Source organism: Bradyrhizobium diazoefficiens USDA 110, assembly GCF_000011365.1.
Taxonomy (GTDB): Bacteria; Pseudomonadota; Alphaproteobacteria; order Rhizobiales; family Xanthobacteraceae; genus Bradyrhizobium; species Bradyrhizobium diazoefficiens.
Window position 1 is genome coordinate 4,304,770 of the sequence record NC_004463.1, and the last position, 15,158, is coordinate 4,319,927.

The 15,158-nt window shown below is 64.0% G+C and carries 12 protein-coding genes, 1 tRNA gene and 1 pseudogene; 10 read left to right on the plus strand and 4 right to left on the minus strand.

What is annotated here, in order from left to right:
• Both BJA_RS19235 and rnz read left to right on the plus strand, forming a co-directional pair.
• A complete protein-coding gene (locus BJA_RS19235; protein ID WP_011086660.1) occupies positions 1-984 on the plus strand; it encodes an antibiotic biosynthesis monooxygenase in 984 nt (327 codons plus the stop codon).
• A gap of 67 nt (positions 985-1,051) precedes the next feature.
• A complete protein-coding gene (gene rnz, locus BJA_RS19240; RefSeq protein WP_011086661.1) occupies positions 1,052-1,957 on the plus strand; it encodes a ribonuclease Z in 906 nt (301 codons plus the stop codon).
• A 10-nt stretch (positions 1,958-1,967) separates the two neighbouring features.
• On the opposite strand, the gene BJA_RS19245 is transcribed toward rnz, so the two are convergent.
• The gene (locus BJA_RS19245) at positions 1,968-2,801 is read right to left on the minus strand and encodes an IclR family transcriptional regulator (RefSeq protein ID WP_011086662.1); all 834 of its coding nucleotides are present in this window, start codon (positions 2,799-2,801) and stop codon (positions 1,968-1,970) included.
• Positions 2,802-2,925: 124 nt separating this feature from the next.
• Here BJA_RS19245 and BJA_RS19250 point away from each other — a divergent pair, with 124 nt between their 5' ends.
• The 6 genes from BJA_RS19250 to BJA_RS19275 are packed head-to-tail and all read left to right on the plus strand — an operon-like array spanning position 2,926 to position 9,632.
• Entirely contained in the window at positions 2,926-3,849 is a 924-nt protein-coding gene (locus BJA_RS19250; protein ID WP_028170938.1) for a dihydrodipicolinate synthase family protein, read from the plus strand.
• Between the two features lie 27 nt (positions 3,850-3,876).
• Entirely contained in the window at positions 3,877-5,322 is a 1,446-nt protein-coding gene (locus BJA_RS19255; RefSeq protein ID WP_011086664.1) for an FAD-binding oxidoreductase, read from the plus strand.
• Positions 5,319-6,425 carry a four-carbon acid sugar kinase family protein gene (locus tag BJA_RS19260; protein ID WP_011086665.1) on the plus strand — a complete coding sequence of 369 codons (1,107 nt, stop codon included), beginning with the start codon at positions 5,319-5,321 and terminating at the stop codon, positions 6,423-6,425. Before BJA_RS19255 ends, BJA_RS19260 begins: the two co-directional genes overlap by 4 nt.
• Positions 6,422-7,459, plus strand: a complete 1,038-nt coding sequence (gene pdxA, locus BJA_RS19265) for a 4-hydroxythreonine-4-phosphate dehydrogenase PdxA (RefSeq protein WP_011086666.1) — start codon at positions 6,422-6,424, stop codon at positions 7,457-7,459. Before BJA_RS19260 ends, pdxA begins: the two co-directional genes overlap by 4 nt.
• 13 nt (positions 7,460-7,472) lie before the next feature.
• Entirely contained in the window at positions 7,473-8,603 is a 1,131-nt protein-coding gene (locus tag BJA_RS19270; protein WP_028170942.1) for an iron-containing alcohol dehydrogenase, read from the plus strand.
• 57 nt (positions 8,604-8,660) lie between these two features.
• Positions 8,661-9,632, plus strand: a complete 972-nt coding sequence (locus BJA_RS19275; RefSeq protein ID WP_038966280.1) for a Bug family tripartite tricarboxylate transporter substrate binding protein — start codon at positions 8,661-8,663, stop codon at positions 9,630-9,632.
• Between the two features lie 1,189 nt (positions 9,633-10,821).
• Here the strand turns inward: BJA_RS19275 and BJA_RS19280 are convergent.
• Together BJA_RS19280 and BJA_RS43110 are read right to left on the minus strand one after the other, a co-directional pair.
• Positions 10,822-11,895 carry an acyltransferase family protein gene (locus BJA_RS19280; RefSeq protein ID WP_011086669.1) on the minus strand — a complete coding sequence of 358 codons (1,074 nt, stop codon included), beginning with the start codon at positions 11,893-11,895 and terminating at the stop codon, positions 10,822-10,824.
• A 127-nt stretch (positions 11,896-12,022) separates the two neighbouring features.
• Positions 12,023-12,318 (minus strand): annotated as a pseudogene (locus tag BJA_RS43110) (SOS response-associated peptidase); the annotation flags it as partial.
• 491 nt (positions 12,319-12,809) lie between these two features.
• On the opposite strand from BJA_RS43110, the gene BJA_RS19285 reads away from it, so the two are divergent.
• A tRNA-Gln gene (locus tag BJA_RS19285) sits at positions 12,810-12,883 on the plus strand.
• A 46-nt stretch (positions 12,884-12,929) separates the two neighbouring features.
• Entirely contained in the window at positions 12,930-13,211 is a 282-nt protein-coding gene (locus tag BJA_RS19290; protein WP_133415014.1) for a hypothetical protein, read from the plus strand.
• Positions 13,212-13,429: 218 nt separating this feature from the next.
• On the opposite strand, the gene BJA_RS19295 is transcribed toward BJA_RS19290, so the two are convergent.
• Entirely contained in the window at positions 13,430-15,064 is a 1,635-nt protein-coding gene (locus BJA_RS19295) for a hypothetical protein (RefSeq protein ID WP_162494083.1), read from the minus strand.
• Between the last annotated feature and the right edge of the window lie 94 nt (positions 15,065-15,158).

Consider the following 15,158-nt stretch of genomic DNA (forward strand, 5'->3'; position numbering starts at 1 on the left):
ATGAACGGATCACCCGATACGGCCGGCCAGCCGGTCGCCCTCGTCATCCAGCGCCGCATCGCCGACGACGGCTTTGCGGCGTTTGCGCGGTGGAACGGCGAGGTCGGCGAGGTGCTCAAGACCTGGCCCGGCTTTCTCAGCCAGGAGGTGGTGCCGCCGCAGCCGCCGGCGCATGTGGACTGGGTGACGATCGTGCGCTTCGCGAGTCCGGCGGCGGCGCGCGCCTGGCTTCAGAGCGAGGTGCGGGCGAAGCTGATTGCGGAGATACAACGCTTCTTCGTTGGCTCGGAGGACGTCCATATCCTGCCCGACACCGGAGTGCAGCGCGACAGCGCGGTCTCCGCCGTGATCTCCTTCAAGGTGCCGGCAGGATTGGAGGACGCTTTCCTCACCTGGCAGCAGCGCATCCAGGCCGCGGAAGCCGAGTTCAAAGGATTTTTGCGGCACAAGATCGAGCGGCCCATTCCGGGCCTGCACGACGAGTGGATCGTCATCCTGTCATTCGACAGCGATGCCAACCTCAGCGCATGGCTCGACTCGCCGTTGCGGCAGACCCTGCTTAGGGAGGGCGCGCGCTTCAACGCGGGCATGAACGTGAAGCGGGCGAGCTACGGCTTCAATTTCTGGTTCCCGGCCGGCAAGACGCAGGCTCCGGAGCAGGGGCCTGCGTTGATCTGGAAGAGCAACCTCATCGTGCTCCTGGTGCTCTATCCCGTGGTCTACCTCTGGGGCTATTTCGTCAGCGCGCCCTTGATCGACAGCCACGGCGTGCCGGTCTGGCTGTCGCTCTTCGTCGGCAATCTCGTGAGCACCCAGCTGCTCGGCTGGTGGCTGGTGCCGGCCGCCTTCAGGGCGTTGGACTGGTGGGTGACGCCGAAGGCGACGCTCGGTCGCCAGATCGCGGGCTACGCACTGCTTGGCGCGCTCTACGCCGCGTCGATGGGCCTGTACGCGCTGCTGCTCGCGTGGCATTTGGGGCGGTGAGACCGTCCACCTTGCGCGCCGCTCCGGTGCTGTCGGGGAGAGCGGCGGTCTCGGGACACTGACGAGCATGTTCGCCCTGACATTTCTCGGGACCTCGGCCAGCGTTCCCTCGGCGGAACGCAACCATCCGGCCCTCCTGGTGGAGGCCGCGGGCAAGCGCATCCTGATCGATTGCGGCGAGGGCACGCAGCGCCAGTTGCTGCGCAGTGGCGCCGGCTTCCGGCGGCTCGACCGCATCCTGCTGACGCACGCTCATCTCGATCACGTGCTCGGCATCCCCGGTCTCTTCTCGACGCTGGGCTTGCGGCAATCCTCCGATGTGATGACCATTCATGGCGGCCCGGGCACACTCGACATCGTCATCCGGATGCTGGCGGGCCTGTGGGGCGCGGGCAGGGCGCCGATCCCCGTGGAGTTCGCAGCGCTGAGCGAAGGACAGGTCATCGATGCCGGCGGCTTCACCATCGACTGCTTTCCGGTCCGCCATCGCGACACCGACAGCTTTGGCTTCGTATTCCAAAGCCCCGCGCGCCGTCACCTTCTGCCCGATCGCCTCGCCTCGCTCGGTGTGCCCGACGGTCCCTTGCGCGGCGAATTGGCCCAAGGACGGCCGGTCGTGATCGAAGACGGCCGGACGATCGATCCGGAGGACGTTTTGGGGCCGGCGACCGGCGGCAGGAAGCTCGTCGTGATCGGCGACACCGAGACCACCGAGGGGCTGTCGCAATATGTCGCCGACGCCGACATGCTGGTGATCGAGGCGACGTTTCTCGATCGCGACGCGTCGATCGCGCGGGACTACGGCCACCTTACCGCAGCAGAAGCAGCCGCCTTTGCGGCCGCGAACAATGTCGGACAGCTCGTGCTGACCCATATGTCGGGACGCTACGAGGACGAAGAGATCCTGGCCGAGGCGGCAAGGATCTTCCCGAACAGCCGGATCGCCGCCGACTTCGATCACATCGTCGTCTAGTCCGCCGCCCTCAGCCCGACAATCCCGACTTGATCGCGATATCCTGCACCTGGCGCGTCAACTGCGTCAGTCGCGGCAGCGCCTGGTCGCGAAAGGCCGGCATGTCCATGCGCATCGCGTCGATGGTGACGCTCAATCCCCCGATCACGACACCCTGGGCGTCGAAGATCGGCGTGGCCAGCGTCCGCAAGCCATAGGCGTTCTCGCCGTCGGAGACGGCGTGGCCTTTCTTCCTCACCAGGTCGAGCCGGGCGAGCAGGGCGTCGAGATCGGTCAGCGTTCGTTCCGACAGCTTGACGCGAGGGCGCGCTTCCAGTCGCTCGATCTGCTCGTCCCGCGGCAGATGCGCCAGCATGACATGGCCGAGCGCGGCGCTGTAGGCGGGAATGCGCGAACCCGGCCGGCGATCCATCTTGTGACGGTCGAGGCCGGCGCCGACGCGCGCGAGATAGATCACGTCGCCGCCGTCGAGGATGCCGAGCGAGGCCGCATCGCCCACGTCAGGCACGAGGTCGCGCAGCAGCGGCTCGACGATGGCTCGCAGCGATCCGTGCGACAGCACCGTGTAGCCGAGGTCGAGACAGGCGAGCCCGAGGCGGAACCGGCGGCTTTGCGGAACCGGCTGGAGATAGCCGAGCTCGATCAGGGTCTGGATCAGCCGGAACGCGGTCCCGCGATCGAGATCGGCGCGTGCGGCGACTTCACTCAAGGTGAGTTCGAAGGCCTCGCTGGTGAAACTCCTGAGCACAGCGAAGGCCTTCCCAACGGAAGCGACATAATTCTTGGGATTCTTTGGGCTAGCTTCAGGTTTGCGCTTCGCGGCCTTCTTGTGGACCTTGGCCATGCTCGAATGCCCCCGTCATGACAGCATCACCCTTGACGCAGGGGTGCGCTGATTTTACTGACAGTATCAGTAAATAACAAATGTTCGCATTCCGAACAATATCGATTTGACGATCGGAGGAAGCTTGTCGACATCATCGCTGCACCCTCATGGCGTGTTCTCCGCCGCGCTGACCCCGCTCGACGCCGAGCTCGCGCCCGATCACGCGCGTTTCGTGGAGCATTGCCGCTACCTTCTGGATGAGGGCTGCAACGGCATCGCGCTGCTCGGCACGACCGGCGAGGCAAACTCCTTCTCAGCGGCCGAGCGCACCGCGCTGCTTGAAGCCGTGGTGGCCGCCGGCATCGCGCCGCAGCGGCTTCTGCCCGGCACCGGCGTTGCCGCGCTCACCGAGACCATCGCGCTGACGCGTCACGCGCTTTCGGTCGGCGTCGACACCGTGGTGATGCTGCCGCCATTCTACTACAAGAACGTCAGCGATGACGGCATCTACGCCTCCTACAGCGAAGTGGTGCAGCGCATCGGTGATGCGCGCCTGAAAGTCGTGCTCTACCACTATCCGCAGATGTCGGCGCAGCCGATCTCGCATGCGCTGATCGAACGGCTGCGCAAGGCCTATCCGGCCGTCTTCACCGGCATCAAGGATTCGTCCGGCGATTTCGCCAACATGACCGCAATGGTGGAGCGCTTCCCCGGGTTCGCGGTCCTGGGCGGCGCGGACCCGTTGATGCTGCCGTTGCTGCGCAAGGGCGGCGCAGGCTGCATCACCGCGACGTCCAACCTCGTCGCGCGCAGTCTTGCCCACGTCTACAAGCACTTTCGCGACGGCGATGACGATCCGGCCCTCAAGGCGGCGCAGGCGCGCATCGTGAAGGCGCGCGAGCTGGTCTCGCGGTTCCCGCAGATGGCATCGCTGAAGGCGCTGGTGGCCGAGCGCACCGGTCACGCCGGATGGCAGCGGCTGCGGCCGCCGCTGGAGTCGCTGCCGCCGGCTCAAATGAAAGAACTGCTCGCGGATGCTGCTGCATTCGCTGCCGCCGCCGTCTAGACTTGGCGCGGGCGACGAGGCGATCCGATGTCCGATTCTTTCCAGGGTGCGTTGGCCGGGCTCGCTGATATCGTCGGCGACAAGTACGTCATCGCGTCCGGGCCCGACCAGGAGCCCTATGTGGTGGACTGGCGCGGGCGCTATCACGGCCGCGCCGTGGCGGTGGTGAAGCCCGGCTCGACCGCCGAGGTCGCCTCCGTCGTCAAGTTCTGCGCGGCAAGGCGGCTCGCGATCGTGCCGCAGGGCGGCAACACCGGCATGTGCGGGGCGGCGACGCCGGACGATCGCGCGGGCAATGTCGTGATCCGGCTCGACCGCATGCGGGCCGTGCGCGACGTCAGCCCGCTCGCCAACACGATCACCGTGGAGGCCGGCTGCATCCTCGCCGAGGTGCAGAACGCGGCCCGGGACGTCGATCGCTATTTTCCCCTGAGCCTCGGTGCCGAGGGCTCCTGCCAGATCGGCGGCAATATCTCGACCAATGCCGGCGGCACGGCCGTGCTGCGCTACGGGCCGACGCGCGATCTCGTGCTCGGGTTGGAGGTCGTGCTGCCCGACGGGCGCGTCTTCAACGGCCTGCGCGCGCTGCGCAAGGACAACACGGGCTACGCGCTCAAGCAGCTCTTCATCGGCGCCGAAGGAACGCTCGGCATCGTCACCGCAGCGGTGCTGAAACTGTTCGCGCCGCCGCGCAGCTCGGCTTTGGCGCTATTGAAGTTGCAGGGCGTCGAGCAGGCGCTCGAGATCATGCAGCGCCTGCGCGGTGCCGTCGGCGACCGGCTCGGCAGCCTCGAGATCATGTCGCGGTCGCAGATCGAGGCGATCGCGAAGACGGTGCCGCATGTCACGATCTCCTTCGAGCTGACGACGCCGTGGTATCTGATCGTCGAGCTGACCGACACGCTCGCAGGCGTGGACCTGAGCGAGCCGCTGGCCGCGGTGCTTGCCGAGGCGATGGAGGCGGGGCTTGCCGAAGACGCCATATTGGCCTCCAACCTGGCGCAGGCGAAGGCGATCTGGGCGGTCCGGCACAGCGTGTCCGAAGGCAACAAGCGCAGCGGTTACGTGGTGTCGCATGACAGCGTCGTGCCGCTGGAGCGCCAGGCGGCCTTCGTCAAAAATGTCGAGGCCCGGATCAAGGCCGCCGTGCCACATGCGAACGTCGTCATGCACGGCCATATCGGTGACGGCAACATCCATGTCGTGGCACTGATCGATCGCGCGCATTGTCAGGACCCGGATGCGACGGCCGAGCTGGTGGCCGAGATCAACGAGATCGTCGACGAAGAGACCGCGGCGCAAGGCGGGGCCATCAGCGCCGAGCACGGCATCGGCATCACCAATCGCGGCCGGCTCGCCCGCGTCGCCGATCCGCTCGACATCGAGCTGATGCGCGATATCAAGCATCTGCTCGATCCGAATGGCCTGATGAATCCGGGCAAGATTTTCGACGCAGGAGGCGTGCGCCGATGACGAGTGTCCGCCTGCTTGCCGACGATCTCACCGGTGCGCTTGACACCGCGGCGGAGTTCGTCGGCCTGTGCGGATCGTTCGACGTTACCTGGCCGGAAGCGCCCGCGACGCAGGGCTCCCGGAGCCTTGCGATCGACAGCGGCACGCGGGAGCGCTCCAAGGCCGAGAGCGTCGAGATCGTCGGGCGGCTGGCGCCGCAGCTCCACGGGGCGACGATCGGCTACAAGAAGGTCGATAGCCTCCTGCGTGGCGCATGGGCGGCAGAGCTCGGCGCCTGCCTGCGCAGCGGCCATTGGGCATCTTGCGTGGTCGCGCCCGCCTTCGACTATCAGGGACGCCGTACCGTCGATGGCCAGCAATTCGCGCGCACGGTGCAAGGCGACTGGCATCGCGTCGGCGACAATCTCCTCGCCCAATTGCAGCTCGAGGGCATCGAGGCGCGGCAGGGGCAGGCCGACACGCTGGCGCAGGCCAGCGTTCAGGTCTTCGATGCCGAGAGCGACATCGATCTCGATCGTGTGGTGGAGATGGGACGGCGCATGCCGGGGCCCGTGCTGTGGTGCGGAAGCGGCGGCTTGGCCGGGGCGCTCGCCCGCAGCCATCGTGCCGACGCGCCGAGCCAGTTGAAGCTGCCGGTGCTGGGACTGTTCGGCTCGGACCAGGCTGCCACGGCGTCGCAGCTCGCCGCATGCGGCGAGGCGACCATCGCCCTTGCGGAAGGTGAGGGCGCGATGCGTGTCCAGCGCAAGCTGGCCGGTGACGGAATCGCATTGGTCAAATTCTCTCTCGCCGAAGGCCTGACGCGCGTCGAGGCGGCGCGGCGGATCGCGCGCGAAATGACGGCGCTGATCGCGGCGCTCGATCGACCCGGCACGTTGATCGTCGCCGGCGGCGAGACCCTGAAGGCCGCATGCGTTGCCCTTGGCGCGCATGCCCTTCAGGTGACAGGACGCATCGTGCCGGGGCTGCCGCGTTCAGTGCTGCAAGGCGGGCGCTGGGCCGGCGTTGACGTCGTCTCGAAGTCCGGAGCGTTCGGAACCCGCGATCTCTGGCGTGATCTGCTCCGGGACAATCATCTGCTCAGAATGGAGAGTCCGACATGACCTCTCGTCATCTTGCCATCACCATGGGCGATCCGGCCGGGATCGGGCCGGAGATCATCGTCAAGGCCTGCCTCGGGCTGAAGGGCCGGATCGCGACGGGCGATCTGCGCCTGCTGATCATCGGCAGCGGCGCGGCGTTGGACGGCGCGAAGGCCGCGCTCGGCACCGACGTTGCCATCCCGCAGGTGTCGGCGGACGATCGCGAATGGCCCAACCTCTGCTACCTGCAAGCCGACGCCGAGGGCGACCCGATCAAGCCGGGCGTGCTCAGCGCCGATGGCGGCCGCTTCGCCTATAAGGCGATCGAGCAGGGCGTGCGTCTGACGCAGGCGGGCCGGACCGCGGCCATCGTCACGGCCCCCCTCAACAAGGAGGCCCTCAACAAGGCCGGCTATCATTTCCCCGGCCATACCGAGATGCTGGCCCATCTGACCGGCGTGCGCGGCTCGGTGATGCTGCTCGCCCATGGCAACATGCGCGTCAGCCATGTCTCGACCCATGTCGCGCTGGAAGACGTGCCGAAGCGTCTGACGCCGGAGCGGTTGCGCATGGTGATCGACCTCACCAACGATGCGCTGCGCCGGCTCGGCATTGCCAAACCAAAGATCGCGGTCGCCGCGCTCAATCCGCATGCGGGCGAGGGCGGCCTGTTCGGCCGGCAGGATATCGACGTGTCGGCGCCGACGATCGCCAAAGCGGTCGCCGACGGCCTCGATGTCATCGGTCCCGTGCCCGGCGACACCATCTTCGTCAAGCTGCGCGCCGGCCAGTTCGATGCGGCGGTCGCGATGTATCACGACCAGGGGCACATTCCCGTCAAGCTGCTCGGCTTCCAGGTCGATCCCGCGACCGGCCGCTGGCAGGAGCTCTCCGGCGTCAACATCACGCTGGGCCTGCCGATCATCCGCACCTCCGTCGATCATGGCACCGCCTTCGACATTGCCGGCAAGGGCATCGCCAACGAGCACAGCCTGATCGAGGCCATCGACTATGCCGAACGGCTGGCCGCTGGCGCCTCCGCATCCAAATCATGAGATCGACCGCACGATGACCAACGCCTTCACGCCCATCGAAATCCTTCGTCCCACCATCCTGGAATTCGGCAACGGCACGATCACGGCCGCGGCGCGCTTCGCCGAGCGGACCGGCGCCAAGCGGCCGCTCGTGATTTCCGATGCGTTCAATGCGCGCCGCATCGACATGCTGGCGTTGCCGGGTGCGGTGAAGGTGTTCGGCGACGTCAAGCCCGAGCCGGACCTGCCCAATCTCGAGAAGGCGGTGGCGATGGCGCGCGAGGCCAAGCCCGATCTCGTGGTCGGCTTCGGCGGCGGCAGCGCGATGGATCTCGCCAAGCTGGTCGCGGTGCTCTGCACGTCCGACGTGGCCTTTGCCGACATCGTCGGGCCGGAGAAGGTGGCCGGCCGCAGCGTGGCGCTGATGCAGATCCCGACCACGTCGGGCACCGGCAGCGAGGCCGGCACTCGTGCGCTCGTCACCGATCCCGTCAGCCAGAACAAGCAGGCGGTGCAGAGCCGCTTCATGCTCGCCGACATCGCCATCGTCGATCCGGACTTGACGATGACCGTGCCGAAGGAGGTCACCGCGGCCACCGGCGTCGATGCGCTCGCGCATTGCGTCGAGGCCTATACCAGCCGCAAGGCGCATCCGACGATCGATCTCTATGCGCTCGAGGGAGCGCGGCTGGTCGGGCGCTATCTCAAGCGCGCGGTGGCCGACGGCGGCGACCGCGAGGCGCGCGCCGGTCTTGCCCTGGCTTCGCTCTATGGTGGCTACTGCCTTGGACCGGTGAACACCACCGCCGGCCATGCGGTGGCCTATCCGCTTGGCACGCGCCATCATGTCGCGCACGGGCTCGCCTGCGCGGTGATCTTCCCGCACACGCTGGCCTTCAACATGCCGGCGGTCGAGGCGAAGACGCGCGCAGTGCTCCAGGCGCTCGGACTGCCGGAGCAGGGCGATGCGAAACGCGCGTTCGACGCGACTTACGAGTTCTGCAGGGATCTCGGGATCGAGATGCGGCTGTCCGCGCTCGGCGTGCCCAAGGACGACCTCGGGGTGATGGCCGACGAGGCGCACGCCATTCGCCGCCTGCTCGACAACAACCCGCGCGATCTCGGCCGGGATGCGATCCACGGGATGTATGAGGTCGCGTTCTAAAACACCCGCCGCGCGCGGCGGCCAATCAATAACACAGTGAAAACAGAGGAAACTTCGATGAGATCGATGTGGCTTGTTCTTGCCTCAGTGATGCTGCTGGCGACGTCGCCGGCGAAGGCGCAGGACGGCTATCCGTCCAAGCAGGTGACGGTGATCGTTCCCTTCGCCGCCGGCGGCACCGCTGACATCTTCGCGCGCATGGTCTCCAACCATTTGCAGGTCAAGCTCGGCAAGCCCTTCGTGGTGGAGAATGTCGGCGGCGCCGGCTCGATCCTCGGCGTGACACGGCTGGCGAAATCGGCGCCTGACGGCATCACGCTCGGGCTTGCCAGCACGTCGGCGCTCGCCATCAACCCCTCGCTCTATGGGCCGAAGCTCAGCTACCAGCCGGACAAGGATCTGGTGCCGGTCGCCCAGATCAGCGTCGTGCCCAACGTTCTCGTCGTGAACCCCAACAAGATCAAGGCGCGCACCGTGCCGGAGCTAATCGCCTATCTGAAGGCGAATCCGGACAAGGTCTCGTTCGGCTCGGCCGGCGTCGGTACTTCGCAGCATCTGGCCGGCGAGCTGTTCCAGCAGATGACCGGCACGAAGATGGTGCACGTGCCTTACAAGGGCTCCAGCCAGATGCTGACCGATCTCCTCAGCGGTCAGATCGATCTCGCCTTCGACAACGTGCCGCTGCTGCTGCCGCAGGTGAAGACCGGCCAGCTCGCGATGCTTGCGACAGCAACGCCGAAGCGCGCCGCGTTCGATCCGGAAGTCCCGGCCGTCGCCGAATTCCTACCGGGCTTCGAGGCGGTCGCCTGGCACGGCTTCCTCGTCCCTGCGGGCACGCCGAAGCCGATCGTCGAAAAGCTCTCGGCCGAGATCCGCGCCTTCATGCAGCAGCCGGACACGGTACAGAAGATGGCCGAGCTCGGCGCGGCTGCGGTCGCGGTGGATTCGGAGCCGTTCGCAGCCTACATCGCCTCCGAGACGGCGCGCTGGAAGAAGGTGATCGAGGCCGCGGACATCAAGCTGGAGTAGGGGGCAGGCGTTCACCCCAAGGCTTGGCTGGCGCGTGTCGCCGACCAAGCTGTACCGCGCACGCGAGAACCAGCGCGATCGACCTCCAGGCGGAAGCCGTCCGGCATTCGCGGCGCGTCGCCGTCGGCCGGGATGTTGCAGGCCGGGCAGGGTGCGCCGGCGCCGCCGCAACCGCATGCGCGCGGGCCGTCCCATGGGTAGTCCGGGTGGTTCTCGCATACGCAGCCGAGATCGTCACAGGCCGTGCACTTAGCCACGGCCGGCGATTCGCAGCGGCAGCGCCAGTTGCACGCCGATCGCGCGGCCCAGCTGGCTTTCGATGAAATCGCGCAGCGCCTCCGGAATATCGCAGCCCTCGTCGTTGATGCGGCGCTCCAGCTCGCGCGCGATCTCCTCGGATACGTCGCGCGACCTTTGGCGCCAAGCTGAACGCCAAAGCCTATGGTCGGTGTCAGAGTTGTGGCCAGATCAGTAGCGGTATCGCCCAGGCGCGCGCCTCCAATTTGGATAGCAGCGTCCGTTGTCATAGTTGAAGTCGTACCCATCGGGGCAGGATCCGTACCCATAGGCTCTATAGCCTTGATAGTCCGGCTGCGGTCGGGCATAGGTACCTGGCGCTTTGTATTCGTTAGGATAACAGCGCCCATTGGAGTAGTTGAAATCATAGCCGTGCGGACACCCGCCACTCGGCGAGCCTGGAAACTGAGCCATGGCCGATGAGACTGATCCTAGGATTGCCAGCGCCAGAATTGCAGCACGAATAAACACTGTTCTCTCCTTTTGATTGATCTTCAACGAAGGGCGTGGATACGGGTTCCAATAGGCAGATTACGCCTATGATATGCAACGCTTATTGAATGGGGCATTCACCAGCCGTTCAGCTGCTACGTTGGATTGTGAGATTTCTCGATCTCTATTGACGCAAGACGTCCAGTCAACCAATTCCCGGCCCTTGGGCAAACCGTTAGAGCGCGCCGCGAAGCCGATGGGACTGAGAATTGCCAATTTTAGGGATAGCCTCAGGCGCCGTCCTGTAATTTGTTCTCTACCGGTCGTTTCATTATTGCCATTCCGAAGAGCCGCATGATCGGTTCATCGCGGTGATGATTGAGGGGGCCAAGTGGGGAATGAGCTGGCTCCACTAACCTCCAAGCCCTCCGACAGCGTTACTAGCGGATTGCCGTCGTCTTCAGGGGCGAGCGGTTACGGTTCGAAACGAAGCCATTCTCCGCAGTATCCAGCGAGCGAGTTGTTTGTGTCGGGCTTCGGTGACCATGGCGAAGAGCCAAGCGACGAAATTTGAGATGAGGATCGCCAGCACGAATCTCACCCAGAGCGGCGACGTCAAGTGCCAAACGACGATCTTCACTATCGTGAAGTGGATTAAGAACAGGCTATAGGAATAACCTGCGAAGAACCCGACGATTGATTGAAATCTTCGGAGCCAGTTTTGGCCCTGCGCTGCGATCGCAAGACTCACAAAAAACAGCGCAAAATAGGGTTGTGCAGCTAGCGCGTACTCGTCGCCGCGCACATGAGAGCCGCGCCACTTCCAGAACAACAGGATAGAGAGTATGGCGCAGGCGACTGTCACCAGCCGATCGATCCTCATATTGATCGCGACGAAGTACCCGCCGAAGCCCAGCAACCAGAGCACGAAGAGGCCGTGGGACGCGTCCGGCCTCTCAGCAAAATGGAACAGTGGAACGGTGGCGGTTGCGATTGCCAGCACGAGGCCAGCGATCTGGTCGCGACCTTTGCAGAAGAAGAACAGGCCGCCGACGAAGAAGTAGATGTGAAATTCGATGGCGAGCGTGCTGAGCTGGCCGGCTGAGCCGAATGTGTCTCCGCCCCACCTACCAGGATAACCCTGCAGCATCACCAAGTTCTTCAAAAAGCTTGCCGCGCTGTCGAGTCGAAACCGCTCAACTCCGAGCGCCCAGGCGGAATAGTCCAGTACGGCGATCAAGATCAGCGCCGGCGCGTATGCGGAGTATATGCGGGCGAAGCGCTCGACGGCATAGTTCAGCAGGGAATAATCATCAGCTTTGGTTCGCTCGTGGAGCGTGAATGCGATGACGAAGCCGGACAGCACGAAAAACAGAAGAACGCCGATATCGGGGATTAGCGTCTGCGTAGCCCCGCCGAAGAACGTGAAAGTCAAATTCCAAGTGTGCCCGACGCAAACCATTTGGGCGGCGAGCGCGCGGAGGAGATCCAGCAATGTGGAAGTATCGTTCTTCGTTCGATCGAGGCTGAACATTTTGATCTGCGCGGCGGCTTCGTGCTTTATGGAGCGTCAGCAAGTATCCGGTCATACGGCCCGCGCTCATGTAACTCAAGGCAGTCGTTCTCCACAGCATATTTGATGCCGGTGCCGAACTCGCTGCCTTGCCCGTTTCCGGGTTCGGCTCCGGCGCGTATTCGGAGAAGCTGTTCGCCGGCACTAGGCAACGGCTCTCCGGCTTCAACCAGCGACGCCAGTGTGGCGACGTCGTGTTACGCTCGTTGGTGACGGGGGGCCCCTTGATGCTCGGCGGCGACGGCATGCCCGGCGCATCAAGGCACGCTCGCGCTCGCCGTTGTCGGCGGCACGCACCACGGGCGCCGGATTGTCCTGGTAGGCCGAGGGCATCGCCGGCAGGTTGCCGACGTAGCGATTGACGACGCGAAACAGCGCGCTGATCGCCGCCTGGCTGGCGGTGACGCTCTAGAGATTGCACATCGTCAGGAGGCCTTCTTGATGCGGCGAGATGGTGCGGCGGGTTGCGGATCGCCGGCCTGACGCAGGACGATCAAATCCGGCCGGCGCTTCTTCGCTGGCACGGACTGCCGTACAGAAGTTACGCATGAGCGCGACCTGCCGATCGCGCGGCTGCGTGAGTCGCCGCGCGTCCTCGAGACGTTGTGCGGAAGGTGACTTCCGCCTTGCGGATCTCACGGGCGTAGTATTTGCGATCGCCGCCGGAAAGCGGTGGCGCCTTGATGATGCGGGCGGCGGACATGGCGCCGAGTCATAGGTGAGAACGTAAAGAGAACGAGCCGCGATAGTCACAGAGGGGCTGGACCGCGAACGCCGACGCGGCTATATGAGCGCCAGCGCGCCGCTGACTTGCAAAACTTTTGCTGCGGTTTGCAAAACTTCCGAAGAAAGTCTTGTTATATCAAGAGCTTCGGTGGGGAATGGTGTAACGGTAGCACAACAGACTCTGACTCTGTTTGTCTTGGTTCGAATCCAGGTTCCCCAGCCAGAATATCGGAAAGCCCGTTTCATCAACGAAATCAGGAGCTTACCGAATGGCGCGGAATCCAAACCCACCTAGCTCACCCACCTTGGTCGAAGGTGCCAGCAAGCAGCAACTCGCAGACCTCGCAACCTTGCTTGGGCTGATGCAAGCGGCCTCGAAGCTGAGCCAAGAACTCGACGTGCTCGCCAACCAAGTGGGTGGGTCGCTGGAGAAGATAGCGGAGCGTTTCGGCGTGCCATTTGGAGAGGTCCATCAGGCATTCGTGGCGCAGCGGACGGGCACGAGGAAGCCGAAGGCACAGAAGGCGCGCAAAGCCCTGTCTCGGCGCTGATAAACCCAATTCAACCATGACTTCGCCGCCGAAGGGTCGCGAAGGACAGAGGGGCCTCATGGTTTTCGTGAGGCCCTTTTTATTGCGCCCATAGGATGATGAGAATTATTCTACGTTACTTGGCGCGTGGTCTTGTCTTGCAGAGTGGGTTGTTTGACCGAAAAGAACCGATGAAGCCCCATGCGGGACCTCACCGGCCAAGTCGGATGCAACCGCCGTTAGGCGACTTGCTGCTTTACCAGGAAGCTCTTCGCTCCCGGTCCTCTGCCTGACACATACTTCACACCAAGCTCTACTAGGGCCTTGCTGGTGGCGTGTGTGTCGTTACGAAGGACCTCGCGGAGCTTCGAGAGCCCCGCAGGCTTCAATGCCAACTCACGCTGAATGGTGCTGAGCGGCACGCTTTCACCGGGCTCTGTGTTGCGCATGAGCGTCAGCAAAGGCTGATGCGAGCTACCCTCACGCGGGCGGCGGACCTTCGGCCCATCCATTTCGAAGGACCACGGCACCACCTCGATATCAGGCATGTCGGCCTTGATATCCGTCAGAATGGCATCGCCCATGCTATCGGCAGGAAGCACAATGAACACGTCGGCCGGGTCGCAGCCTCCATCCTCGTCAACGACCTTGCGGCACCTGATGCGATTGATGGCTTGGATAATCTCGACGGACATTTGACGCTGCTGCATCAGGCGGCGGACGTTTGTGTATCCCTTCCACGTTGGCGTCTTCAGCCAAACATCATCCTGCACGCCTTGAAGGGCAAAGAACACGTTGGTAGGCCATATCAGGTCACGGTAAGGCAACCCGAACAGCACGGCCGTGTCGTAGTCCTTCCAGTCGTTACGCCCGTCCACAGCTCCCCAATGGCCGAAACCGACACGCTTGAAGGGGTGCTTGAACCTCTCCGCGGAATGTTCGTAGTCCTTGTGAACGCATACGAACACAGACCTGTCAGAGCCCAACTGCGCCTCCAGCGCCTCCAGCAATCGGGCGTAGCGCGCGGCAAACGTCTTCTCCATAGTCGTCTTGCCAACGCCCTTCGCTCTCGCAACGTGAAGGGTCACGTTTCGATAATTGCGAGCACCAGCACAGACGGGCTCAATCTGCGCTCTGCCTTGGAAGAGCTCCCACAAGAAGTTCTGACTTGCGGTCGCATCCAACACAACGGCTCCGGGGACGGCATAGGAGACCGTGAGAGTGGAGGAGTTGAGCGAGTGGTCCTTACCGATGCGAGTGTAGTAGGCCCATCGATCTGCAAGGGCTTGGACGCTCGCGAGCGTATCCTCCACCAGCTTGGCAATGTTGCGCTTGGTGTTGCCCTCCCTGATCCTCCGGTCGTACTTCACCTTGCGCATTGCCTCACGCAGAGGTTTCATGGCGGCCGGAGCAGCGTTTAGTACTTCGCTTGCTCCCCCATCCCTCCACATTAGCTTCGCCGTGCCATCGTTGGTATCGGATTGCGCCTGTTGCACCAACGCGTCTTTCAGCGCTTCTACGAGCCTCACTTGATCAGGAAAGGCTTGCGCCACGTCAAAGGGCACACAGCCAAGGACAAACTGAAGGCTCTCCAGCGTGACCTTGTTCTCCTCGACCACGTTGGCTAACGCCTCATCAACAATGGTCAGAAGGCGATGGCCTCCCTTCCACTGCACGAGGCGTGACCATGAGGCACCTGCAAGGGTCTCAGCCGCATTTACGAAGGCTTGGTGTGTCACGACCAGAACGTCATATCGCCCGATATCATCGGCATCAGTTTCGCTCTTTGAGTGATGAGCAACGGCGACGTTCGCTCCCGCCATCACGTTGACCTGGGCAGCGAGGTCGTCGGCCTGCTTGATCAGGCGGGTCACGAGGAGCACATCCTTGGTACTCTTCAGGAGCCTTGAAGGGTGAGTCCTTGAGGCAACAGTAGGAACACCGCACCGGGTGCTCCCACCGTCAATG

Bases quoted from the DNA above. Each gene is read 5' to 3' on its own strand.
- BJA_RS19235 (WP_011086660.1), top strand. From the start codon at position 1: ATGAACGGATCACCCGATACGGCCGGCCAGCCGGTCGCCCTCGTCATC.
- BJA_RS19270 (WP_028170942.1), top strand. From the start codon at position 7,473: ATGACCAACGCCTTCACGCCCATCGAAATCCTTCGTCCCACCATCCTG.
- pdxA (WP_011086666.1), top strand. From the start codon at position 6,422: ATGACCTCTCGTCATCTTGCCATCACCATGGGCGATCCGGCCGGGATC.
- BJA_RS19275 (WP_038966280.1), top strand. From the start codon at position 8,661: ATGAGATCGATGTGGCTTGTTCTTGCCTCAGTGATGCTGCTGGCGACG.
- BJA_RS19280 (WP_011086669.1), bottom strand. From the start codon at position 11,895: ATGTTCAGCCTCGATCGAACGAAGAACGATACTTCCACATTGCTGGAT.
- BJA_RS19255 (WP_011086664.1), top strand. From the start codon at position 3,877: ATGTCCGATTCTTTCCAGGGTGCGTTGGCCGGGCTCGCTGATATCGTC.
- BJA_RS19260 (WP_011086665.1), top strand. From the start codon at position 5,319: ATGACGAGTGTCCGCCTGCTTGCCGACGATCTCACCGGTGCGCTTGAC.
- BJA_RS19245 (WP_011086662.1), bottom strand. From the start codon at position 2,801: ATGGCCAAGGTCCACAAGAAGGCCGCGAAGCGCAAACCTGAAGCTAGC.
- rnz (WP_011086661.1), top strand. From the start codon at position 1,052: ATGTTCGCCCTGACATTTCTCGGGACCTCGGCCAGCGTTCCCTCGGCG.
- BJA_RS19290 (WP_133415014.1), top strand. From the start codon at position 12,930: ATGGCGCGGAATCCAAACCCACCTAGCTCACCCACCTTGGTCGAAGGT.